Here is a 17,760-nt window from a genome sequence, read left to right as displayed (position 1 = left end):
CGCTGCAGCCGCTCGGGCAGCGCTCCCGTCGACTCGGTCACCGCGTCCGCCTCTCCTGTGCCAGTGCCAGGGCCGCCCCGGCGACGGTGCCCGCCGCGTCGCGGTGCCCGGTGCCGCCGGCCGCGGCGCTCATGGCGGCGAGCCGCTCGGCGTCGCCCGCGAGCGGGATCACCGTCTCCCGCACGAGGTCCGGGGTGAAGGCCGCGTCGTCGACGAGCAGTCCTCCGCCCGCCGCGACGACCGGCTGCGCGTTGAGCGCCTGCTCGCCGTTGCCGTGCGCGAGCGGCACGTAGACCGCCGGGAGGCCGACGGCGGCGACCTCGGCCACCGTCATCGCGCCCGACCGGCACACGGCGAGATCAGCGGCGGCGTAGGCGAGGTCCATCCGCGACAGGTAGGGCACGGCGACGTAGCCGGGCACGTCCACCTCGACGGAGTTCTTGGGGCCGTACGCGTGCAGCACGCCGATCCCCGCGTCGGCGAAGTCCCGGGCGGCGCCGACGACACCGTCGTTGAGCCGGACCGCGCCCTGGCTGCCGCCGAAGACGAGCACGACCGGCCCGTCGGCGGGGAGCCCGAAGTGGGCCCGGGCCTCGGCGCGCAGGGCGGCGCGGTCGAGCCCGGTGATGGACGCGCGGACGGGTATGCCGACGACCTCGGCCGGTACGCCGGAACCGGGGACCGCGGCGAAGACCTTGGTGGCGAGCTTCGCGCCGACCTTGTTCGCGACGCCCGCGCTGGCGTTGGCCTCGTGGATCACGATGGGCACGCCCATGCTGCGGGCGGCGAGGTACGCGGGGAGGGCGACGTAGCCGCCGAAGCCGACGACGACGTCGGCGCCCGTCTCGCGGAGCACCTTCCGGGTGCGGCGGATCGCGCCGGTGAGCGTGAAGGGCAGCTTCGCCAGGTCCTTGCCGGGCTTCCGCGGCAGCGGCACGGGCGGGATCATCGCGAGCGGGTAGCCGCGCTCCGGGACGAGGCGGCCCTCGAGTCCCTTCGGCGTGCCGAGGGCGGTGACCTCGGCGTCGGGGCGCAGGGCCCGGACGGCGTCGGCCACCGCCAGTGCGGGTTCGATGTGTCCTGCGGTGCCGCCGCCGGCGACCACCACCGAAACCGCTCGAGAAGAACTCACCACGCCCGTCTGCCCTTTTCCTGTCCTCGGCGCCGCTGCTGCGGCACGTTCCGCTGCTGTCCGGCGCGCTCGCCCCGCCAGGGATCCCCGCCGCGGCCCTGCGGCCGCATCGGCGGGAGGTCCCGACGAGGTGCCCGGCGCCGGCCCAGGCTCTCGTCACCGTACGGGTGTCGATCGTACGGCGACGGCGCCGCCGGCGCGGTGCGCCCCTTCGGCGAGGGCTGCGCCGGCCCACGTCGCGCGGGCGCGGGGCGTCCCTGCCGCGGGGCGGGCCCGCGGCCGGCGGGGCGCTCGGGCCGCGGCGGGATGTACGGGAGCGGCTTGGGCAGGCGCAGCAGGCGGCCTGCGCGGCCCTCGCGGCCGCCGGCCAGCGCCGCGATCGCCTCCGGCTCGTGCCGGGCCGCGTTCGCCAGCAGGCCCATCATGAACAGCACGAGGATCACCGAGTTGCCGCCCGCGGAGAGCAGCGGCAGCTGGATACCGGTCACGGGCAGCAGGCCCACGACGTAGCCCATGTTGATGATCGCCTGCAGTGCGATGAGCGTGGTGATCGAGGCGGCCATGAGCCGCAGGAAGGGGTCGGCGACGCGACGCGCGATCCGCATGCCCACCCAGGTGAGGATGCCGAACATGAGGATCACCACACCCGCGCCGAGGTAGCCGAGCTCCTCGCCGATGATCGCGAAGATGAAGTCGTTGTGCGCGTTGGGCAGGTAGCTCCACTTGGCCGTCGAGTTGCCCAGGCCCACGCCGAACAGGCCGCCGTCGGCGAGCGAATACCGCGCCTGGTTCGACTGGTAGTTGGCGCCGAGGGCGTCGTCGGTCCGGCCGAGCCAGGCCTGCACGCGAGCCGAACGGTAGCCCTCCGCGAGCGCGAAGAAGATGCCGAGCAGGGCGAAGACCACCAGCAGTGAGGCGATGAGCTTCGAGGACAGCCCGGCGTAGTAGAGCAGCATCGCGCCGACCGAGACGATGATCATGGCCGTCGACTGGTTCGGCTCGGCGACGACCAGCGCCGCCATCAGCACCACGACGGGGCCGAGCGGCAGCAGCAGCTCCTTGATATTGCCCTTGCGACCCCGGTCCGCGAGCAGGTGCGCGCCCCAGACGATGAGCGCGACCTTCGCGATCTCCGAGGGCTGCAGGGTGAATCCGCCCACGTCGATCCAGCGGCGCGCGCCGCCGACCATCGTGCCGACGCCCGGCACGAGCACGGCCGCGAGTAGCGCGATCGACACCAGCACGCCGCCGAGCGCCACCCGCCGCAGGAGCGCGGGGCGCAGGTACAGGGCGAGGATGAACGCGACCACGCCGAGGGTGACGTAGATCAGCTGGCTGGTGAACTTGCCCCAGGGCGACCCCGTGGCACTGATGTCCTCGACGGACGACGCGGAGAGCACCATGATCAGCCCCATCACCGTGAGCACGGCGGTGAGGCCCAGCACCAGGTGGAAGGACGCGAGCGGGCGGCGCAGGGCCGTCGCGAGCCCGACGGCACCGCCCCGCAGCAGTGAGGCGCCGTTGCGGGCGACGTCGGCGCCCGAGCGCGCGGCGGACGCGGCGGCCGCACCGCGGGAGCCCGTCGTCGACGCGGCCGTCTCCTGGGGCTGCGCGTCGAACTCGGTGCTCTCGGGGGCGTTGACGCCGCCGGGGGCGAGATCGGTGTCCGTGTCGGCGGCCTTACCGGCCCGGCTCACGAGGCGTCCCCGAGCGCGCGGGCGGAGGCGGCGAAGGCGTCGCCGCGGTGCCCGTACGAAGTGAACATGTCGAGCGAAGCCGCGGCGGGCGCGAGCAGCACGACGGGTGCGGCGCCGTCGTGGGCTGCGGCTTCGGCGATCCGGGAGGCCTCAGCGACGACCGCGGCCATCACCGCATCAGCATCGCCGAACACTCGCACATCGTCAGCCCCAGTCGTCCCTACAGAACGATTCGCATCATTAGTCACAGGAGACACAGGACTATGTTCGCCCGCGGACACCCGAACGACGGGGACATCGGGCGCGTGTCGCGCGAGTGAATCCGCGATGTCGTCTCGATCGAGTCCGAGCAGCACCGCGCCGACGAGCCGCGGCGCCACCCGCTGCACGAGCGGCCCGACGTCGGCGCCCTTGAGTTGCCCTCCCGCGACCCACACCACGCGCTCGTGCGCCTCGATCGAGTTCAGCGCGGCGTGCGGGTTGGTGGCCTTGGAATCGTCGATGTAGGTGATGCCGCGCACGGTGGTGACGGGCTCGGCGCGGTGCGCGCCCACCCGGAACGCGGCGAGGGACTCCCCCGCCTGCACGGCGGACACGCCGACGGCCTCCGCGAGCGCGGTCGCGGCCAGCGCGTCGGCGATACCGGCGGGCCCGGGCGGCGAGACCGCGTCGGCGGGCAGGACGGGGGCGCCGGCACCGTCGACCAGGACGCCCCCGCGCACGCCGTACTGCCCCGGCCCCGGCTCGCCCGTGGTGAAGCCGACGGTGACCGCGCCGCGCAGGCCCGAGGCCACGGGGTCGTCGAGGCCGATGACGGCGATCTCGCCGGAGAGGGCGCGCGCCTTGTCGGCGGTGTACGCGGCCATCGAGCCGTGCCAGTCGAGGTGGTCCTCGGCGACGTTGAGCACGACCCCGGCGCGCGGGCGCACCGACGGGGCCCAGTGCAGCTGGAAGGACGACAGCTCGACGGCGAGCACGCGCGGGTCGGAGGCGTCGCCGATCGCGTCGATGACGGGCCGGCCGATGTTGCCGCAGGCGACGGCGCGCACGCCGGCGTGCAGCAGGATCGCCTCGAGCATCTGGGTGGTGGTGGTCTTGCCGTTGGTGCCGGTGACCACGAGCCAGTCGCGCGGCGCGCCGAAGGCGCCGGCGCGGTCGATCCGCCAGGCCAGCTCCACGTCGCCGATCACCTCGACGCCCGCGGCTTCGGCGGCCACCACGACGGGGGCGGTGGGGCGGAACCCGGGCGCGACCACGACGAGGTCGTACCCGGACGGGTCGTGCCCGTCCAGATCGGCGACGACGATGCCCGGCACCTCGCCCGCGATCTTCTCCCGCGCGGCGGGCTTGCCGTCGGCGACGGTGACCGTGGCCCCGAGCCGGAGCAGGGCCCGGGCGACGGCCGGGCCGGTGACACCCCCGCCCGCGACGAGGACGTGCGCGCCGGGGCCGGGGATCGTCGCCATCTAGCCGACCGCGCCGGAGCCGAGGAACTCGGCGTAGAACAGCACCAGGCCCAGTCCGCACGAGATCGCGGTGAGCAACCAGAATCGGATGATCACCGTGGTTTCGGCCCACCCGGAGAGTTCGAAGTGGTGGTGGAAGGGCGCCATCCGGAAGACGCGGCGGCCCGTCGACCGGAAGACCGCGATCTGGATGACCACGGAGACCATCTCGGCCACGAACAGGGCGCCCAGCACGACGGCGAGCAGCTCGGTGCGGGTGGTGATCGACAGGCCGGCCAGCAGGCCGCCCAGCATCAGCGAGCCGGTGTCGCCCATGAAGATCTTCGCGGGCGCGGCGTTCCACCAGAGGAAGCCCAGGCAGGCACCGCCCGCGGCGACCGCGATGAGCGCCAGGTCGAGCGGGTCGCGCACGTCGTAGCAGCCGGCGACCTGCTTGGTCTCGCAGGCGTAGCGGAACTGCCAGAAGCTGATGAGCACGTAGCTGCCGAGGACCATCGCCATGGAGCCGGCCGCGAGGCCGTCCAGGCCGTCGGTGAAGTTCACCGCGTTCGACCAGGCGGAGACCACGAACCAGCAGAAGATCACGAAGACGATCGCGCCCATCGAGATGGTGTTGATGTCGCGCGTGTAGCTGAGGAACTCGCTGGCCGGGCGCACCCCGTCGGCGTTGGGGAACTGCAGGACGAGCACGCCGAAGATCAGGGCGGCGACGGTCTGGCCGACGGTCTTCGCGGTCTTGTTCAGGCCCAGGTTGCGCTGCTTGCGCACCTTGATGAAGTCGTCGAGGAAGCCCACCAGCGCGAGCGACGTGGCGAGGCCGAGCACCAGCAGGCCCGACGCGCTGGGGCCGGGGCCGGAGTTCCAGCCCAGCAGGTGCGCGCCGAGGTAGCCGGCCCACAGGGCCACGATGATCGCGACGCCGCCCATCGACGGGGTGCCGCGCTTCTTCTGGTGACTCTGCGGCCCTTCGACGCGGATCTCCTGACCGAAGCCCTGGCGGGAGAACACCCGGATCAGGACGGGCGTGAGCAGGATCGCCACGGCCAGCGAGATGCCGCCCGCGAACAGGATCTGGATCACTTCGGTGACTCCCCGTTCTCGTTGTTGACCGCGCTCGCCGTGCCCAGATGCTCGGCGACCTCCCACATCTTCTCGGACTTCGACGCCTTGACCAAAACGAGGTCGCCCGGCCGGAGCTCGTCCCGCAGCCGCTCCACGGCCTCCGCGCGGGTGTCGACCCGCACGGCCTCGCTGCCCCACGAGCCCTCCATCACGGCGCCCTGCCACAGCGCGTGCACGGCGCGGGAGGTGCCGACGCAGATCGTCGAGGTGATGTCGAGCCGCACGAGGAACCGGCCGAGGCGGTCGTGCTCGACGATCGACTCGTCGCCCAGCTCGCCCATCTCGCCGAGCACCGCGAAGGTGCGGCGGCGGTCGCGGCCGGGCAGCCGCTCCCCCGCCTCGTCGTGCTCGGACATGAGCACGAGGCTGCGGAGCGCGGCCCGCATGGCGTCGGGGTTCGCGTTGTACGTGTCGTTGACCACGGTGACGCCGTCGTCGGTGGTGAAGACGTCCATCCGGCGCGGCGACGCGGCGCCGGCGCCCGAGAGCGCCTCGGCCACCTGCGCGACCGTCGCGCCGCACTCCAGCCCCACCGCCGCGGCGGCCAATGCGTTGTGCACCTGGTGCTCGCCGTGGACCTTGAGCGCCACCGGCGCGGTGCCCGCCGGGGTACGCAGGGTGAAGGACGCCCGGGCCTGGGCGTCGATGCGCACGTCGTCGGCGGCGACGTCCGCCGCACCGGTGCCGTAGAACACCACGCGCGCGGCGGTCCGGGTGGCCATCGCGGCGACCGCGGCGTCGTCGGCGTTGAGGATCGCGAGCCCGTCGGCCGGCAGCGCCTCGACCAGCTCGCCCTTGGCGCGGGCGATGGCCTCGCGGGAGCCGAACTCGCCCAGGTGGGCGGTGCCCACGTTGAGCTCGACGCCGATGCGCGGCGGCGCGACCCGCGCGAGGGCCGCGATGTGGCCCTCGCCGCGGGCCGACATCTCGAGGACGAGGAACTTCGTCGACGCCGTGGCGCGCAGCGCGGTCCACGGGTGGCCGATCTCGTTGTTGAAGGAGCCGGGCGGCGCGACGGTCTCACCGAGCGGCCGCAGCACGGCGGCGATGAGGTCCTTCGTCGACGTCTTGCCGGCCGAGCCGGTGACGCCCACGACGGTCAGCCCGTCGCCGGCGAGGGCCTTCGTGCAGTGCGCGGCCAGGTCGCCCAGGGCCCCCAGCACCGCGGCGCCCGCACCGTCGGTGTCGTTCTCCAGCGCCATGACGCGGTTGTCGGTCTCGCCGGAGACCGGCACGACGATCGCGGGGACGCCCACGGGCCGGGCACCCAGCACGGCGACCGCGCCCTTCTCGATCGCCGTCGCGGCGAAGGCGTGGCCGTCGACGCGGGCGCCGGGCAGCGCGAGGAACAGGCCGCCGGGGCCGATCTCGCGGGAGTCGAATTCGACGGTGCCGGTGACCCTCGCCTCGGGATCGGGCACGTCGTGCAGCGTGCCGCCGACGATCGCGGCGACCTCGCGCAGGGTCAGGTCGATCATGCGCGCGCCTCCCCCGCGGTGCGGGACTCCAGGGCGGCCGCGAGCTCGTCGCGGTCGTCGAAGGGGTGCTTGACGCCGTTGATCTCCTGGCCGGCCTCGTGCCCCTTGCCGGCGACGAGTACGACGTCACCGGTGCGGGCCCAGTTCACGGCCTCGACGATGGCGGCGCGGCGGTCGCCGATCTCGCGGACCTCGCCACCGCCGGTCACGGCGCGCGCGCCCGCGACCACGGCGGCGCGGATCGCCGCGGGGTCCTCGGTGCGGGGATTGTCGTCGGTGACGATCACGAGCTCGGCGGCGCTCGCGGCGGCCTCGCCCATGAGCGGGCGCTTGCCGCGGTCGCGATCACCGCCCGCGCCCACGACCACGGCGATGCGGCCGGCGGTCTGGCCGCGCAGCGTCGCGATCACCGCGTCGAGCGCGGCCGGCTTGTGGGCGTAGTCCACGACGGCGAGGAAGTCCTGGCCGCGGTCGATGCGCTGCACCCGGCCGGGCACGGCGACGGCGCCGATGCCGCGGGCCGCGTCGGCGAGAGGGACGCCCGACTCGTGCGCGATGACCAGCGCCAGCGCGGCGTTCGCGACGTTGTAGGCGCCGGGCAGGCCGACCACGGCGGAGAAGGTCTGGCCGTCGGGCCCGCTCAGGGTGAACCGCTGGGTGCCGTCCGAGTACGCGGCGACCTCGCCCGCGGTCCAGTCGGCGGGACCGGTGGTGGCGACGGTGACCAGCGGCAGCCCGGACGCGCGGCGCAGCTCGGCCATGCGGTGGCCCCACTCGTCGTCGACGCAGATCACGGCGCGCTCGCAGGCCCCCGGCCCGAGGAAGAGCAGCGACTTCGCGGCGAAGTAGTCCTCCATCGTCGGGTGGTAGTCGAGGTGGTCCTGGCTGAGGTTGGTGAAGGCGCCGACGGCGAACCGGGTGCCGCCCGCCCGGTTCTGGGCGAGGGCGTGCGAGCTGACCTCCATCACGGCGGCGGTCACGCCGCGCTCGACCATGGACGCGAACAGCCCCTGCAGCGCGGAGCCCTCGGGCGTGGTGAGGGTGGTCGGGACGTCGATACCGGCGATGCGGGTACCGACGGTGCCGATGAGGCCCGTCGGGTTGCCACCCGCGGCGAGCGCCGCCTCGACCAGGTAGCTGGTGGTGGTCTTGCCGGAGGTGCCGGTGATGCCGACGAGCGTCATCCGCGTCGACGGTGCGCCGTAGACCACGGCCGCGACGGGGCCGAGGACGCGGCGCGGGTCGTCGTGCAGCAGCACGGGGACGTCGTGGCCGTCCTCCGCGAGGAGCGCGGCACCGTCGGGATCGGTGAGGACCGCGACGGCCCCGGCCTCGAGCGCGCCGGCGGCGAACCGCGCGCCGTGGGTGGCGGTGCCGGGCACGGCGCAGAACAGGTCGCCGGGCCGCGCGTCCTGGGCGCGGACGGTGGCCCCGGTCAGCCGGAGGTCCCCGGCGTCGGCACCCGCGAGGGTGACGCCCGGGACCTGCGCCGCGACCTCGGCCGGCGTGGCTCCGCGGGGGTGGGCGGGGCGTGTGAGAGTCGATTCGGGCACCGGTAGATCCTACCCGCCGGTTAACTACTTACCGGCCACCAGCGTCAGCGGCTTCGACGGCGGCGACAGCGGGACGCCGTACTTCTGCAGCAGGAACGAGGCGATGTCGTGGAACAGCGGCGCCGCGGACTGGCCGCCCGTGCCGTCGGAGCTGCGGGTGGGCGCGTCCATCATCAGGCCGATGACGAAGCGCGGGTCGTTCGTGGGCGCGACGCCGGCGAAGGTGATGTTGTACAGCGAGTTGGAGTAGGCCTTGGTCACCGGGTCGACCTGCTGCGCGGTGCCGGTCTTGCCGCTGATCTGGTAGCCCTCGACCGCGCCGGGCGCGCCGGTGCCCTGCTGGTAGCCCATCGGGTCGCGCTGCAGCGCGGCGCGGAACATGTCGAGCACGGTGCGGGCGGTCTCGGAGCTCATCACGCGGACCGGCTCGGCGCCGGAAGCGGGGTTCGCGGCACCGTCGACCTCCTTGATGATGCGCGGCGGGATCCGGACCCCGTCGTTGGCGAGGGCCTGGTACATGCCGGCCATCTGCAGCACCGTCATCGACAGGCCCTGGCCGATCGGCAGGTTGGCGAAGGTGCCGCCCGACCACTGGTTGCGGGCGGGCACGGCGCCGCCGGACTCGCCGGGCAGGCCGACGCCGGTGGAGCGGCCGAGGCCGAAGCGGTCGACGTAGTCGGCGAAGGCGTCCTCGCCGACGCGCTGCGCGAGCATCAGGGTGCCGACGTTGGAGGACTTTCCGAAGACGCCGGTGGTGGTGTACGGCTCGGTGCCGTGCGCCCACGCGTCCTTGACGGTGACGCCGGCCATCCGGATCTGCCCCGGGACCTGCAGCACCTCGTCGGGCTTGGTCTTGCCGCCGTCGATCGCGGCCACCGCGGTGATCAGCTTGTTCACGGAGCCCGGCTCGAAGGGCGTGGTCACCGCGAGGTTGCCGGTGCGCGCCGAGTCCGGTTGATTGTTCATCCCGTGCGACGGGTTGAAGGTGTTGTCGACGCCCATCGCCATCACCTGGCCGGTCTTGGAGTCGAGCACGACGGCCTGCACGCTCTTGGCGCCCGACTTAGCCTTCGCCTGCGCGACGGCCTGCTGGACGAAGAACTGCACGTCGTTGTCGAGCGTGAGGACGACGCGGGCGCCGTTGGCGGCGGGGTGGATGTCGCGGGTGCTGCCCGGGATGACGGCGCCGTCGGAGCCGCGGTCGTACGTGCGCGAGCCGTCCGTGCCGGCGAGGATCGAGTCCAGCGAGGACTCGAGCCCGATCAGGCCCTGCCCCTCGAAACCGGTGGTGCCCACGATGTTCGCGGCCAGCGAGCCGCCGGGGTAGTTGCGGATCGACTGCCGCTCGGCGCCGACCTCGGAGTACTCGTCGGTGATCGCCGAAGCCTTGGCCGGGTCGACGCCGCGGGCCAGGTAGACGAAGGTGTCGTTGCCGCGCATCTGCTCGAGCAGCTTCTGCTCGTTCACCGCGTCGCCGAGGACGGAGACGATCTTCTTGGCGATCTGCTGCAGCCGATCGTCGACGCCGACGGGCGTGACGCCCTTCGCGGCGTCGCCGCCCTCCTTGACCAGCTCGACGTCCTTGTCGTACTTCTCCTGGATCTGCTTGCGCACCGCGACGGGCTGCAGGGTCAGCGATTTGGCCTCCATGGTGAAGGCGATCGGCTGCCCCGTGCGGTCGGTGATCGAGCCGCGGACGGCCGGCAGCACCTCCTTGACCTGGCGCTGGCTCTCGGCCTTCGCGGACAGGCCCGGGGCCTGCACGAACTGGACGACACCCAGCCACACCGCGATGACGGTGAAGACCGCGACGATCACCCAGCCGCCGATGCGGACGCGGCCGGTGAAGGCGGTGGAGACCTCTGGGGCGCGGCCGCCCTTGACCCGGGCGCGGGCGGACTGGTGGCCCGCCGCCTTGGGGGCCGCGGCCCCGCGCTGCGCGCCGGCACGCGCAGTGGGCCGCGTCTTCGTCGGCGGGCGCTGGGCGCGGGTCACCGGGCCGTCCCCTGGGCCGGCGCCTGCGCGGCCGGGCTCGGGGCGGGGGTCTGAGCCGGAGTCTGCCCGGGCGTCGGGTTCTGGGTCTGGGCGGCCGCCGACGGTGCGGGCGTCGGCGCGTTCACGACGGTCGGGCTGCCGGGGTTCATGGTCACCAATTGTTCCCCGCCCGCCGGTGCGGGCCCGGGATTCCCGGCGACCGGCGTGCCGGACCCGTCGGACGTGGCGCCGCTCGGATCGCCGGTCCGCTGCGCAGGCGGGTTGAGCGCGGGCTTCGCGACGCCGGTGGCAGGGGCGGGCTTGCCGACCACGGCGACCTTGCCGCCCTCCTTGCCCACCAGGACCGGGACAGTGCCCGCGGGGACCATGCCGAGGGCGGTGGCGCGCTCGGCGAGGCCGGGGGCGCTCTCGCCCGACTTCACGTCGCGCTCCAGAGCCGCCTTCTTCTCGGCAAGGGAGGTGTTCACGGCCTCGCGCTTACGGAGGTCGTAGGAGTTCTCGGCGCTGCCGGTCGAGAGCCACAGGGTCAGGCCCAGCCCGGCGCAGACGAGCGCGATCAACGCCAGCACGAAGGGCACCCGGCGCACCATGACGGCGGGCCGGGGCAGGCGCGCGCGGAGGCCCGCTGAGGCGGCACCGTCGCGGTGCCTGCGCAGGGCACGCTCGGCCGGGGTCTCCCGCAGCGTGCCGCCCGCGTCGAGGACAGCCCGCTGCTGCTCCAGGCGCTTCTGCCGCCGGTCCAGCGCCCGCTGCGCCGAGCTCGACCGGGGGCGCGAGGTATCGCGGTCGTCGCGGCGCGCGGGCGCTCGCCGGGTCCGGGTGTCCGGAGTCGACGGTGCCTGGGTCACGTTCGGTGCGGTCATCGCGCGCTCCTCGTGCTGCGGGTCCGGTCGGTGGGGGTGTCGAGGCGGCGGGCCGCGCGCATGCGCACGGGCGCCGCCCGCTGGTTCTCGGCGATCTCGTCGTCGGTGGCGCGCTCGGCGCCGCGGGTGAGCAGTTCGAAGGTCGCGCCGGTCCCGGGCAGCTCGACGGGCAGCCCCGCCGGGGTGGTGGACCGGGTGCGTTCGGCGAGCGCCGCCTTGACGATGCGGTCCTCGAGCGACTGATAGCTGAGGAAGACGATGCGGCCACCCGCTGCCAGCGCGTCGAGCCCCTGCGGCACCGCGGCCTCCAGGGAGGCGAGCTCGGCGTTCACCTCGATCCGCAGCGCCTGGAAGGTGCGCTTGGCGGGATGTCCGCCGGTGCGGCGCGCGGGCGCGGGGATCGTGGCGTAGAGCAGCTCGACGAGGCGGCCGCTGGTGGTGAAGGGCTCCTTCTCGCGCTCCTTGAGCACGGCGGAGGCGATCTTGCCCGCGAACCGCTCGTCGCCGTAGCGCTGCAGGATTCGCGCGAGGTCGCCGTGGGAGTAGGTGTTGAGCACGTCGGCCGCGGTGAGCGGGTCCTCCGCGTTCATCCGCATGTCCAGCGGCGCGTCGACGGCGTAGGCGAAGCCCCGCTCGGCCCGGTCCAGCTGCATGGACGAGACGCCGAGGTCGAACAGGATCGCGTCGACGCCGGGGCCGCCCGCGGACCGCGAGAGCCCTAGTTCATCGAGGGCGTCCGCCATCCCGTCGTAGCGGGTGTGGACGGGGATGAAGCGGTCGCCGAACCGGGCGAGCCGATCGCGGGCGATGGCGTGTGCGTCGGCGTCACGGTCGAGGCCGACGACGCGAGCGTGCGGGAAGGATTCGAGGATGAGCTCGGAATGCCCGCCGGCGCCGAGGGTCGCGTCGACGTAGACGGCGCCGTCGTGCTGCAGGGCCGGGGCGAGGAGCTCACGCACGCGGTTCGCGAGGACCGGCACGTGACCGAAGAACTCGTCGGACATGACTCCTCCAGGGCACACGATGGCGTTCGATGGTTTCTGGCGGATGGAGCGGGGTCCCCGCCCGACCCGTACCTGGCGTTGGGGAAGTACGTCAGGGCCGGTTCGGGCGCAGGCCTCGGTCCACCTCGACCGGGCCGCGCGAGAGCGCGGTTGTCAGAAGATCGCCTTGAGCGACTCGGACTGCGGCTGTGCGTAGTCGTCTTCGTGCTGCGCCTGGTAGTGCTCCCACGCCTCCGCGTCCCAGATCTCCAGGAACCTCCGCGATCCGACGACGACGCATTCCTTGGTCAGGCCTGCGTAGCGACGGTGATCGGCCGAGAGCGAGATCCGACCCTGGGAGTCGGGACGCTGATCGTCCGAGCTGGCGAAGAAGTTGCGGTAGAAGGCGCGTCCCGCGGGGTCGGTCCATTCGATGGCATCCGCCTTCTCGGCGATGCGCTCGAACTCCGCCTTCGGGTACACCGTGAGGCTTCGATCCTGTCCTTTCGTGATCGTCAGCCCACCCGCCAGTTCCTCGCGGTACTTCGCGGGGAGGGTGAGCCGTCCCTTGTCATCGAGCTTCGGCGTGTAGGTACCCGTGAACATCACGGCCACCTCCCGCCTACCCCGAGGGGTTGTCACTGGATCGAGACTTCAGACTAGCGCGTCTTTCTCCAGTGCGCCCCACATTACCCCACCATTCACCACTTTCAACCACATCACGCCGCGTTTCGCGGCGGATTCTCAGAATCCACGCAGGTCATAGTCGTGGCGTGAAGTGGGGGACGCGGCGCGCCCCGGCGTGGCGGACTTCGTCACACCTGCCCGATCACGCGCGTTCTGCGCGACAGTTGGGACTCATGAGACATGGCGGACGCCGAGATGGCCGGCCGTGGGGAGAAGTGGGGAATCCCGGTGGGGAGAAGTGGGGAACGGGCAACGGGACGGTCCGGCGCAGGCCGTTCCGGCGAATCCACGGCTCAGATGCACGCGAGACCGAATCCGGCCCTCCGTCGAGCTGAGCCACGCATTCACAGCGGGGGGCTTAGCAACAGGGCCGGCGGTGCAGCTGGAGGGCGGCGTGACCCGGCGACGCACGACACCCGCTCTCCCCCGTCGGATTGCACCCGCCCGCTCCCGCGAACGTTTCCGCCCTGTCATCGCGTTGCAACGGCATGACGAGACAGAAACGCTCGCGGGAGCGCCCTGCCCTCGCCGAGGAGCCGACAGCGGCAGCGGCAGCGGAGGCGACGACGGCATGCACACGACGCAACCGGTTCGCGGCACCACGGCGACGCCGAGTCTCGCCGCGCGTCGCGGCGGTTCGGCCGCCGATTTCGCTCACAGCGCAACGAAAAAGCCGCCGACCATCAGGTCGGCGGCTTCTCAGCGCTGGAAACTCAGGGGAAGCGGCGGCGGAAGCGCTCTTCCATGCGGGAGACGAACGACTGGCCGGAGGCGCGGGCGGCTCGGCCGCGACCCGACCGCGCACGGACGGATCCGTCCTCCTCGACGGTGCCGCGGGGGCCCTTGGCGGCCGGCCCGGACCAGAGCGCGTAGATCACGGAACCGAACATCAGCAGGAAGCCGATGAGGCCGACGATCACGGTGTACTCGACCTTGCCCAGCAGCATCCCGGCGATGAGCAGCATCAATCCGACCGCGAAGCCGATCGCGGCGATGACGCGGCGCTTACCCGACGCGCCGCCGAACCGCCCGCCTCGTACGTTCGACGCGAACTTCGGATCCTCGGCGTACAGCGCGCTCTCGATCTGGTCGAGCATCCGCTGCTCGTGCTCGGAGAGTGGCACGTTCCCCTCCTTCAGCACTCATGGGGTCCAACTCCTCCCTTCATGATACGAGGCTTGCGACCCCACGACCACCATCCGTCGAAGAATGAGCGTTCGCTGTGAGAAATCATGCAGCCCGGCACAGATCCGCTTCGACGGAATTCAGGAAGGTCTGCACGCGACCGTGGAGAACCGCGACCTCCTCGGCGCTCACCGAGCGGGCCGTGGTCTCGAGCGCCGCCACCACGCCGGAGACCGACGTGAAGTACGCGACCCACTCCGCGTAGCCGGGGGCCGCCTTGGCGAGCCGCAGCCAGGCGTTGCGCGTGGGACGCCGGACGCCCGTCTCCCGCTCGGCCAGCAGGGCGGCCGCGCCGCGCAGCGCGGCGTGGTAGATGTCGCGGTACTGATCGGCCGGGGCGGGCGAACCGCCGGCCCGGGCGAGGAACTGGTCCGCGCGATCGAGGATGCGCGCCGCGCCCGACTCGCCCATGCGACGACCGGAACCGACGTGACCGATCCGTGCCTTCGATTCGACCATGACCTTCCTCCTGCTCCGTGGGCCTTCTCACCCTGTTACCGCGAGTTGTACCGGACGGGACTGACACGTAACGCTTCCCTCGTTCCGCGCCAGCCCCGCCCGGCGGACCGGGATCGGCGACGAAGCCCTGGCGCCAGAACGTGTGCACCAATCCGATGGTCCGTGATCGAACAATCATTCGATCACTTCTAATATAGCGTGAGTGTGCGTGACGTCAAGGGAGAGGAAGCCGTGACCGCAGTGCCGACGCAGCAACCACGGATCCACGCCCTGTCCCCGCAGGACGCCACCCTGTGGCTGCCCGCCGCCCTGCAGATCTACGTCGCCGCGATGGACTACCCCGCCGGGACGGAGTCGCACCGCCTGCCGATGTGGCGCGAGCACCTGAACCGGCCCGGCTACGCCGCGTTCGGCGCGGTCCAGGCGCTCCGCACCGAGGACAGCCGCATCGTCGACCATCTGGTGGGCATCGCCTACGGCTACAGCGGCGCCGGCGATCAGTGGTGGAACCGCCAGCTCCGCGTGGGACTGGGCCGGCGCGGGCTGCCGCAACCGCAGATCGAGGCGGTGGCCGCCGACTACTTCGAGCTCACCGAGCTGCACGTGCACCCGGCGGCGCAGGGGCACGGCGTCGGCTCGGCCCTGCTGGGCGCGCTCCTCGCCGACCGCCCCGAGCCGCGGGTCCTGCTCTCCACCCCCGAGGTGGCCGCCGAGCAGAACCGCGCCTGGCGCCTCTACCGCCGCACGGGCTTCTACGACGTGCTCCGCGACTTCCGCTTCTCCGGTGACCCGAGGCCGTTCGCCGTCCTGGGGCACGACCTGCCCTTCACCCCGCCGCCGGCACGGTGAGCGCGCGCGAGGTCGACGTCGCGGTCGTCGGGTCCGGCCACAACGCGCTGGTCGGCGCCGCGTACCTCGCGGCACAGGGCCGGTCCGTGGCCGTCTTCGAGGCCGATACAGTGCCGGGCGGGGCGGTCAGCACCGTCGAACGGTTCCCGGGCTACCGCGTGGACCGCGGTTCGTCGGCGCACCTGATGTTCCGGCACACCGGCATCGCGGAGGAGCTCGACCTCGCGGCGCACGGGCTGCGCTACCTGGACTGCGACCCGTGGGCCTTCGCCCCCACCCCGCCCGGAACGCAGGCCCCGCCGATCGTCTTCCGTCAGGACCTCGACGCCACCGCCGCGTCCATCGCCGCGGCCTGCGGCGCCCGGGAGGCGGCGGCGTACCGCCGGTTCGTCGCGGAGTGGACGCCCCGCGCGCGGGCCACGATGGCCGCGTTCGGCTCCTCCCCCAGCGCCCCGCGGCTCGGCCGCGCGTTCTGGCCCACGAAGGGGCGCGCGAGCCTCACGCAGATGTCGCGCACCTACCTCGCCTCGGGCGACCAGCTGCTCGACGAGTACTTCGACGACGAGCGGCTCAAGGCCGCGCTCGCCTGGTTCGGCGCCCAGTCCGGCCCCGCGATGAACGAGCCCGGCACCGCGCCCATGATCGGCTTCGCCGCCCTCATGCACACCCTCCCGCCGGGCCGGGCGGTCGGCGGCAGCGGCGCGCTCACCGCGGCCCTCCTCTCCCGCCTGACGTCCGACGGGGGCACCGTCGCACTGGGCGCGCCCGTCACCGCCCTGCGCCGCGCGGGCCCGGAGTGGGAGGTCACCGTCGGCGGGCCCGACGGTGCGCGGACCGTCCGGGCCCGCACCGTGCTCGCGGGCTGCCACGTGCTGACCACCCTCGGCCTCCTTGAGCGCGGCGGCTACGACGCCGGACGGATCGCGGGCTGGCGCCGCACCATCCAGGTCGGCCCCGGCGTGGGGATGGTGCTGCGGCTCGGCACGACGGCGCCACCCGCCTTCGACGGGGTTCCGCTCGCCGATCAGTCCGGGCTGGGCCTGCTGACCGCCGACCGCGGCCACCTCGCGCGCGCCCGCGGCGACATGCTGGCGGGCGACGCACCCCGTCGGCCGGCGGTGCTGGCGATGACCTTCTCGGGCCTCGACCCGTCCATCGCGCCGGACGGGCGGCACAACACCACGCTGTGGGCGCAGTGGTACCCGTACGCACTGAGCGGCGGCGCCGACTGGGCCGCCGTCGCAGAGGCGGAGGCCGACCGGATCGTCGCCGAGACGCAGCGCTGGGCGCCCGGCTTCGCGGACTCGATCGAGCGCCGCTTCGTGCAGACCCCGGCGAGCCTCGAGTCCGAACTCGGGCTGCTCGGCGGGAACGTCATGCACGTGGAGATGGCGCTGCACAACATGCTGCTGTTCCGGCCGGTCCCGGAGCTGGCGGGCGGCCGGGTGCCGGGCGCGCCGGGCCTGGCGCTGGCGGGCGCGTCGATGCACCCGGGCGGCGGTGTGAACGGATCGAGCGGACGGATCGCGGCGCGGCTGCTCGCCCGCGACCTGGGACACCTGGCACGATGGCGGTCGTGATTCTCCGAAGGATGCTCGCGGCGCTGGCGGTCCTGCTGCTGGTCGCCGCCCCCGCGGCGTGCTCGAGCCCCGGCCCGGGCGACCGGATGTCCGGCAAGATCGTCGCCGCGCAGACCCCGGCCGCCAACCCGCAGGGCCCGCAGATCGCGGCGCCGGGCGAGCTGAAGGGCCTCGCGGAGGTCAAGCCGTACGACTCGAACGGCAAAGTCGGCACGCAGATGATCTTCCAGAGCATCACCTTCGGCCAGTTCAACCAGGTCGGCGACGTGGTCTCGCAGGCCTTCGACACCTCGGCGGCGTCGATCAAGATGCGGGTGCAGCGCACCGGCGGCACGGTGATCCTCTCCGGCACGGCCGACCTGTCGTCGCTCGCCCCGAACTCGGGCGTCATCGTCGTCTCGCTGCAGTTCCCCGGCCCGGTGACGGCCACCAACGGCCAGCAGGAGGCCGACGACCTGGTGACGTGGACACTCAACGCCGGCACCTCCGCCGCGCTGACCGCCGAGGCCGAGTACGCCGACCCCTCGATCGCGTCGTTCACGAAGTGGGCGTGGATCACCGCCCTGACCTCGTTCCTCGCCGCCGCGATCGTCGCCGGCGCCGCCTACGTGCGCCGCGACCGCAGCCCCAAGCCGGGCCAGGAGTCCGACGAGCCCGAGTCGCTCATCGAGCTGCCGCAGTGGCTGCGGGAGAAGCTCAACCGCTGACGGC

The 17,760-nt window shown here is 73.2% G+C and carries 15 protein-coding genes; 3 read left to right on the top strand and 12 right to left on the bottom strand.

Annotated elements, in window-relative coordinates; translation table 11 throughout:
- Window positions 1-37: 37 nt before the first annotated feature.
- The 12 genes from murG to ACM9LD_RS03955 all read right to left on the bottom strand — a co-directional run bounded on the left by murG (window position 38) and on the right by ACM9LD_RS03955 (window position 14,620).
- The gene (gene murG, locus ACM9LD_RS04010; RefSeq protein WP_415675479.1) at window positions 38-1,135 is read right to left on the bottom strand and encodes an undecaprenyldiphospho-muramoylpentapeptide beta-N-acetylglucosaminyltransferase; all 1,098 of its coding nucleotides are present in this window, start codon (window positions 1,133-1,135) and stop codon (window positions 38-40) included.
- Window positions 1,129-2,829 (bottom strand): putative lipid II flippase FtsW, encoded by a 1,701-nt coding sequence (ftsW, locus tag ACM9LD_RS04005; RefSeq protein ID WP_415675478.1) that lies wholly within the window; start codon window positions 2,827-2,829, stop codon window positions 1,129-1,131. Before ftsW ends, murG begins: the two co-directional genes overlap by 7 nt.
- Window positions 2,826-4,295, bottom strand: a complete 1,470-nt coding sequence (murD, locus tag ACM9LD_RS04000) for a UDP-N-acetylmuramoyl-L-alanine--D-glutamate ligase (protein ID WP_415675477.1) — start codon at window positions 4,293-4,295, stop codon at window positions 2,826-2,828. Before murD ends, ftsW begins: the two co-directional genes overlap by 4 nt.
- On the bottom strand, window positions 4,296-5,375 hold the full coding sequence (mraY, locus tag ACM9LD_RS03995; RefSeq protein ID WP_415675476.1) for a phospho-N-acetylmuramoyl-pentapeptide-transferase: 1,080 nt from the start codon (window positions 5,373-5,375) through the stop codon (window positions 4,296-4,298).
- Entirely contained in the window at window positions 5,372-6,895 is a 1,524-nt protein-coding gene (locus ACM9LD_RS03990) for a UDP-N-acetylmuramoyl-tripeptide--D-alanyl-D-alanine ligase (RefSeq protein WP_415675475.1), read from the bottom strand. Before ACM9LD_RS03990 ends, mraY begins: the two co-directional genes overlap by 4 nt.
- Entirely contained in the window at window positions 6,892-8,448 is a 1,557-nt protein-coding gene (locus ACM9LD_RS03985; protein ID WP_415675474.1) for a UDP-N-acetylmuramoyl-L-alanyl-D-glutamate--2,6-diaminopimelate ligase, read from the bottom strand. Before ACM9LD_RS03985 ends, ACM9LD_RS03990 begins: the two co-directional genes overlap by 4 nt.
- Before the next feature lie 24 nt (window positions 8,449-8,472).
- Entirely contained in the window at window positions 8,473-10,443 is a 1,971-nt protein-coding gene (locus tag ACM9LD_RS03980) for a peptidoglycan D,D-transpeptidase FtsI family protein (RefSeq protein WP_415675473.1), read from the bottom strand.
- A complete protein-coding gene (ftsL, locus tag ACM9LD_RS03975; RefSeq protein WP_415675472.1) occupies window positions 10,440-11,306 on the bottom strand; it encodes a cell division protein FtsL in 867 nt (288 codons plus the stop codon). The genes ACM9LD_RS03980 and ftsL overlap by 4 nt, the downstream gene beginning before the upstream one ends.
- On the bottom strand, window positions 11,303-12,310 hold the full coding sequence (rsmH, locus tag ACM9LD_RS03970) for a 16S rRNA (cytosine(1402)-N(4))-methyltransferase RsmH (RefSeq protein ID WP_415675471.1): 1,008 nt from the start codon (window positions 12,308-12,310) through the stop codon (window positions 11,303-11,305). Before rsmH ends, ftsL begins: the two co-directional genes overlap by 4 nt.
- Window positions 12,311-12,463: 153 nt before the next feature.
- Window positions 12,464-12,895 (bottom strand): division/cell wall cluster transcriptional repressor MraZ, encoded by a 432-nt coding sequence (mraZ, locus tag ACM9LD_RS03965; RefSeq protein WP_068523171.1) that lies wholly within the window; start codon window positions 12,893-12,895, stop codon window positions 12,464-12,466.
- 794 nt (window positions 12,896-13,689) lie between these two features.
- Entirely contained in the window at window positions 13,690-14,100 is a 411-nt protein-coding gene (locus ACM9LD_RS03960; RefSeq protein WP_415675470.1) for a DUF3040 domain-containing protein, read from the bottom strand.
- A 106-nt stretch (window positions 14,101-14,206) separates the two neighbouring features.
- Window positions 14,207-14,620, bottom strand: a complete 414-nt coding sequence (locus ACM9LD_RS03955; RefSeq protein ID WP_415675469.1) for an SAV_6107 family HEPN domain-containing protein — start codon at window positions 14,618-14,620, stop codon at window positions 14,207-14,209.
- A gap of 231 nt (window positions 14,621-14,851) precedes the next feature.
- Between ACM9LD_RS03955 and ACM9LD_RS03950 the strand changes: the two genes are divergently transcribed.
- Genes ACM9LD_RS03950 through ACM9LD_RS03940 form a run of 3 tightly spaced genes read left to right on the top strand, consistent with a single transcriptional unit; the run spans window position 14,852 to window position 17,756 of the window.
- A complete protein-coding gene (locus tag ACM9LD_RS03950; RefSeq protein WP_415675468.1) occupies window positions 14,852-15,469 on the top strand; it encodes a GNAT family N-acetyltransferase in 618 nt (205 codons plus the stop codon).
- Entirely contained in the window at window positions 15,466-17,049 is a 1,584-nt protein-coding gene (locus ACM9LD_RS03945; RefSeq protein ID WP_415675467.1) for a phytoene desaturase family protein, read from the top strand. The genes ACM9LD_RS03950 and ACM9LD_RS03945 overlap by 4 nt, the downstream gene beginning before the upstream one ends.
- Window positions 17,046-17,756, top strand: a complete 711-nt coding sequence (locus ACM9LD_RS03940; RefSeq protein WP_415675466.1) for an LppM family (lipo)protein — start codon at window positions 17,046-17,048, stop codon at window positions 17,754-17,756. The genes ACM9LD_RS03945 and ACM9LD_RS03940 overlap by 4 nt, the downstream gene beginning before the upstream one ends.
- Window positions 17,757-17,760: the final 4 nt, after the last annotated feature.

The sequence above is a fragment of the Tsukamurella hominis genome (assembly GCF_965137015.1).
Classification (GTDB): domain Bacteria; phylum Actinomycetota; class Actinomycetes; order Mycobacteriales; family Mycobacteriaceae; genus Tsukamurella; species Tsukamurella hominis.
This window is presented reverse-complemented; position numbering and strand designations above follow the sequence as displayed.

Bases quoted from the DNA above. Each gene is read 5' to 3' on its own strand.
- rsmH (WP_415675471.1), bottom strand. From the start codon at position 12,310: ATGTCCGACGAGTTCTTCGGTCACGTGCCGGTCCTCGCGAACCGCGTG.
- ACM9LD_RS03990 (WP_415675475.1), bottom strand. From the start codon at position 6,895: ATGATCGACCTGACCCTGCGCGAGGTCGCCGCGATCGTCGGCGGCACG.
- mraZ (WP_068523171.1), bottom strand. From the start codon at position 12,895: ATGTTCACGGGTACCTACACGCCGAAGCTCGATGACAAGGGACGGCTC.
- murD (WP_415675477.1), bottom strand. From the start codon at position 4,295: ATGGCGACGATCCCCGGCCCCGGCGCGCACGTCCTCGTCGCGGGCGGG.
- ACM9LD_RS03955 (WP_415675469.1), bottom strand. From the start codon at position 14,620: ATGGTCGAATCGAAGGCACGGATCGGTCACGTCGGTTCCGGTCGTCGC.
- ftsL (WP_415675472.1), bottom strand. From the start codon at position 11,306: ATGACCGCACCGAACGTGACCCAGGCACCGTCGACTCCGGACACCCGG.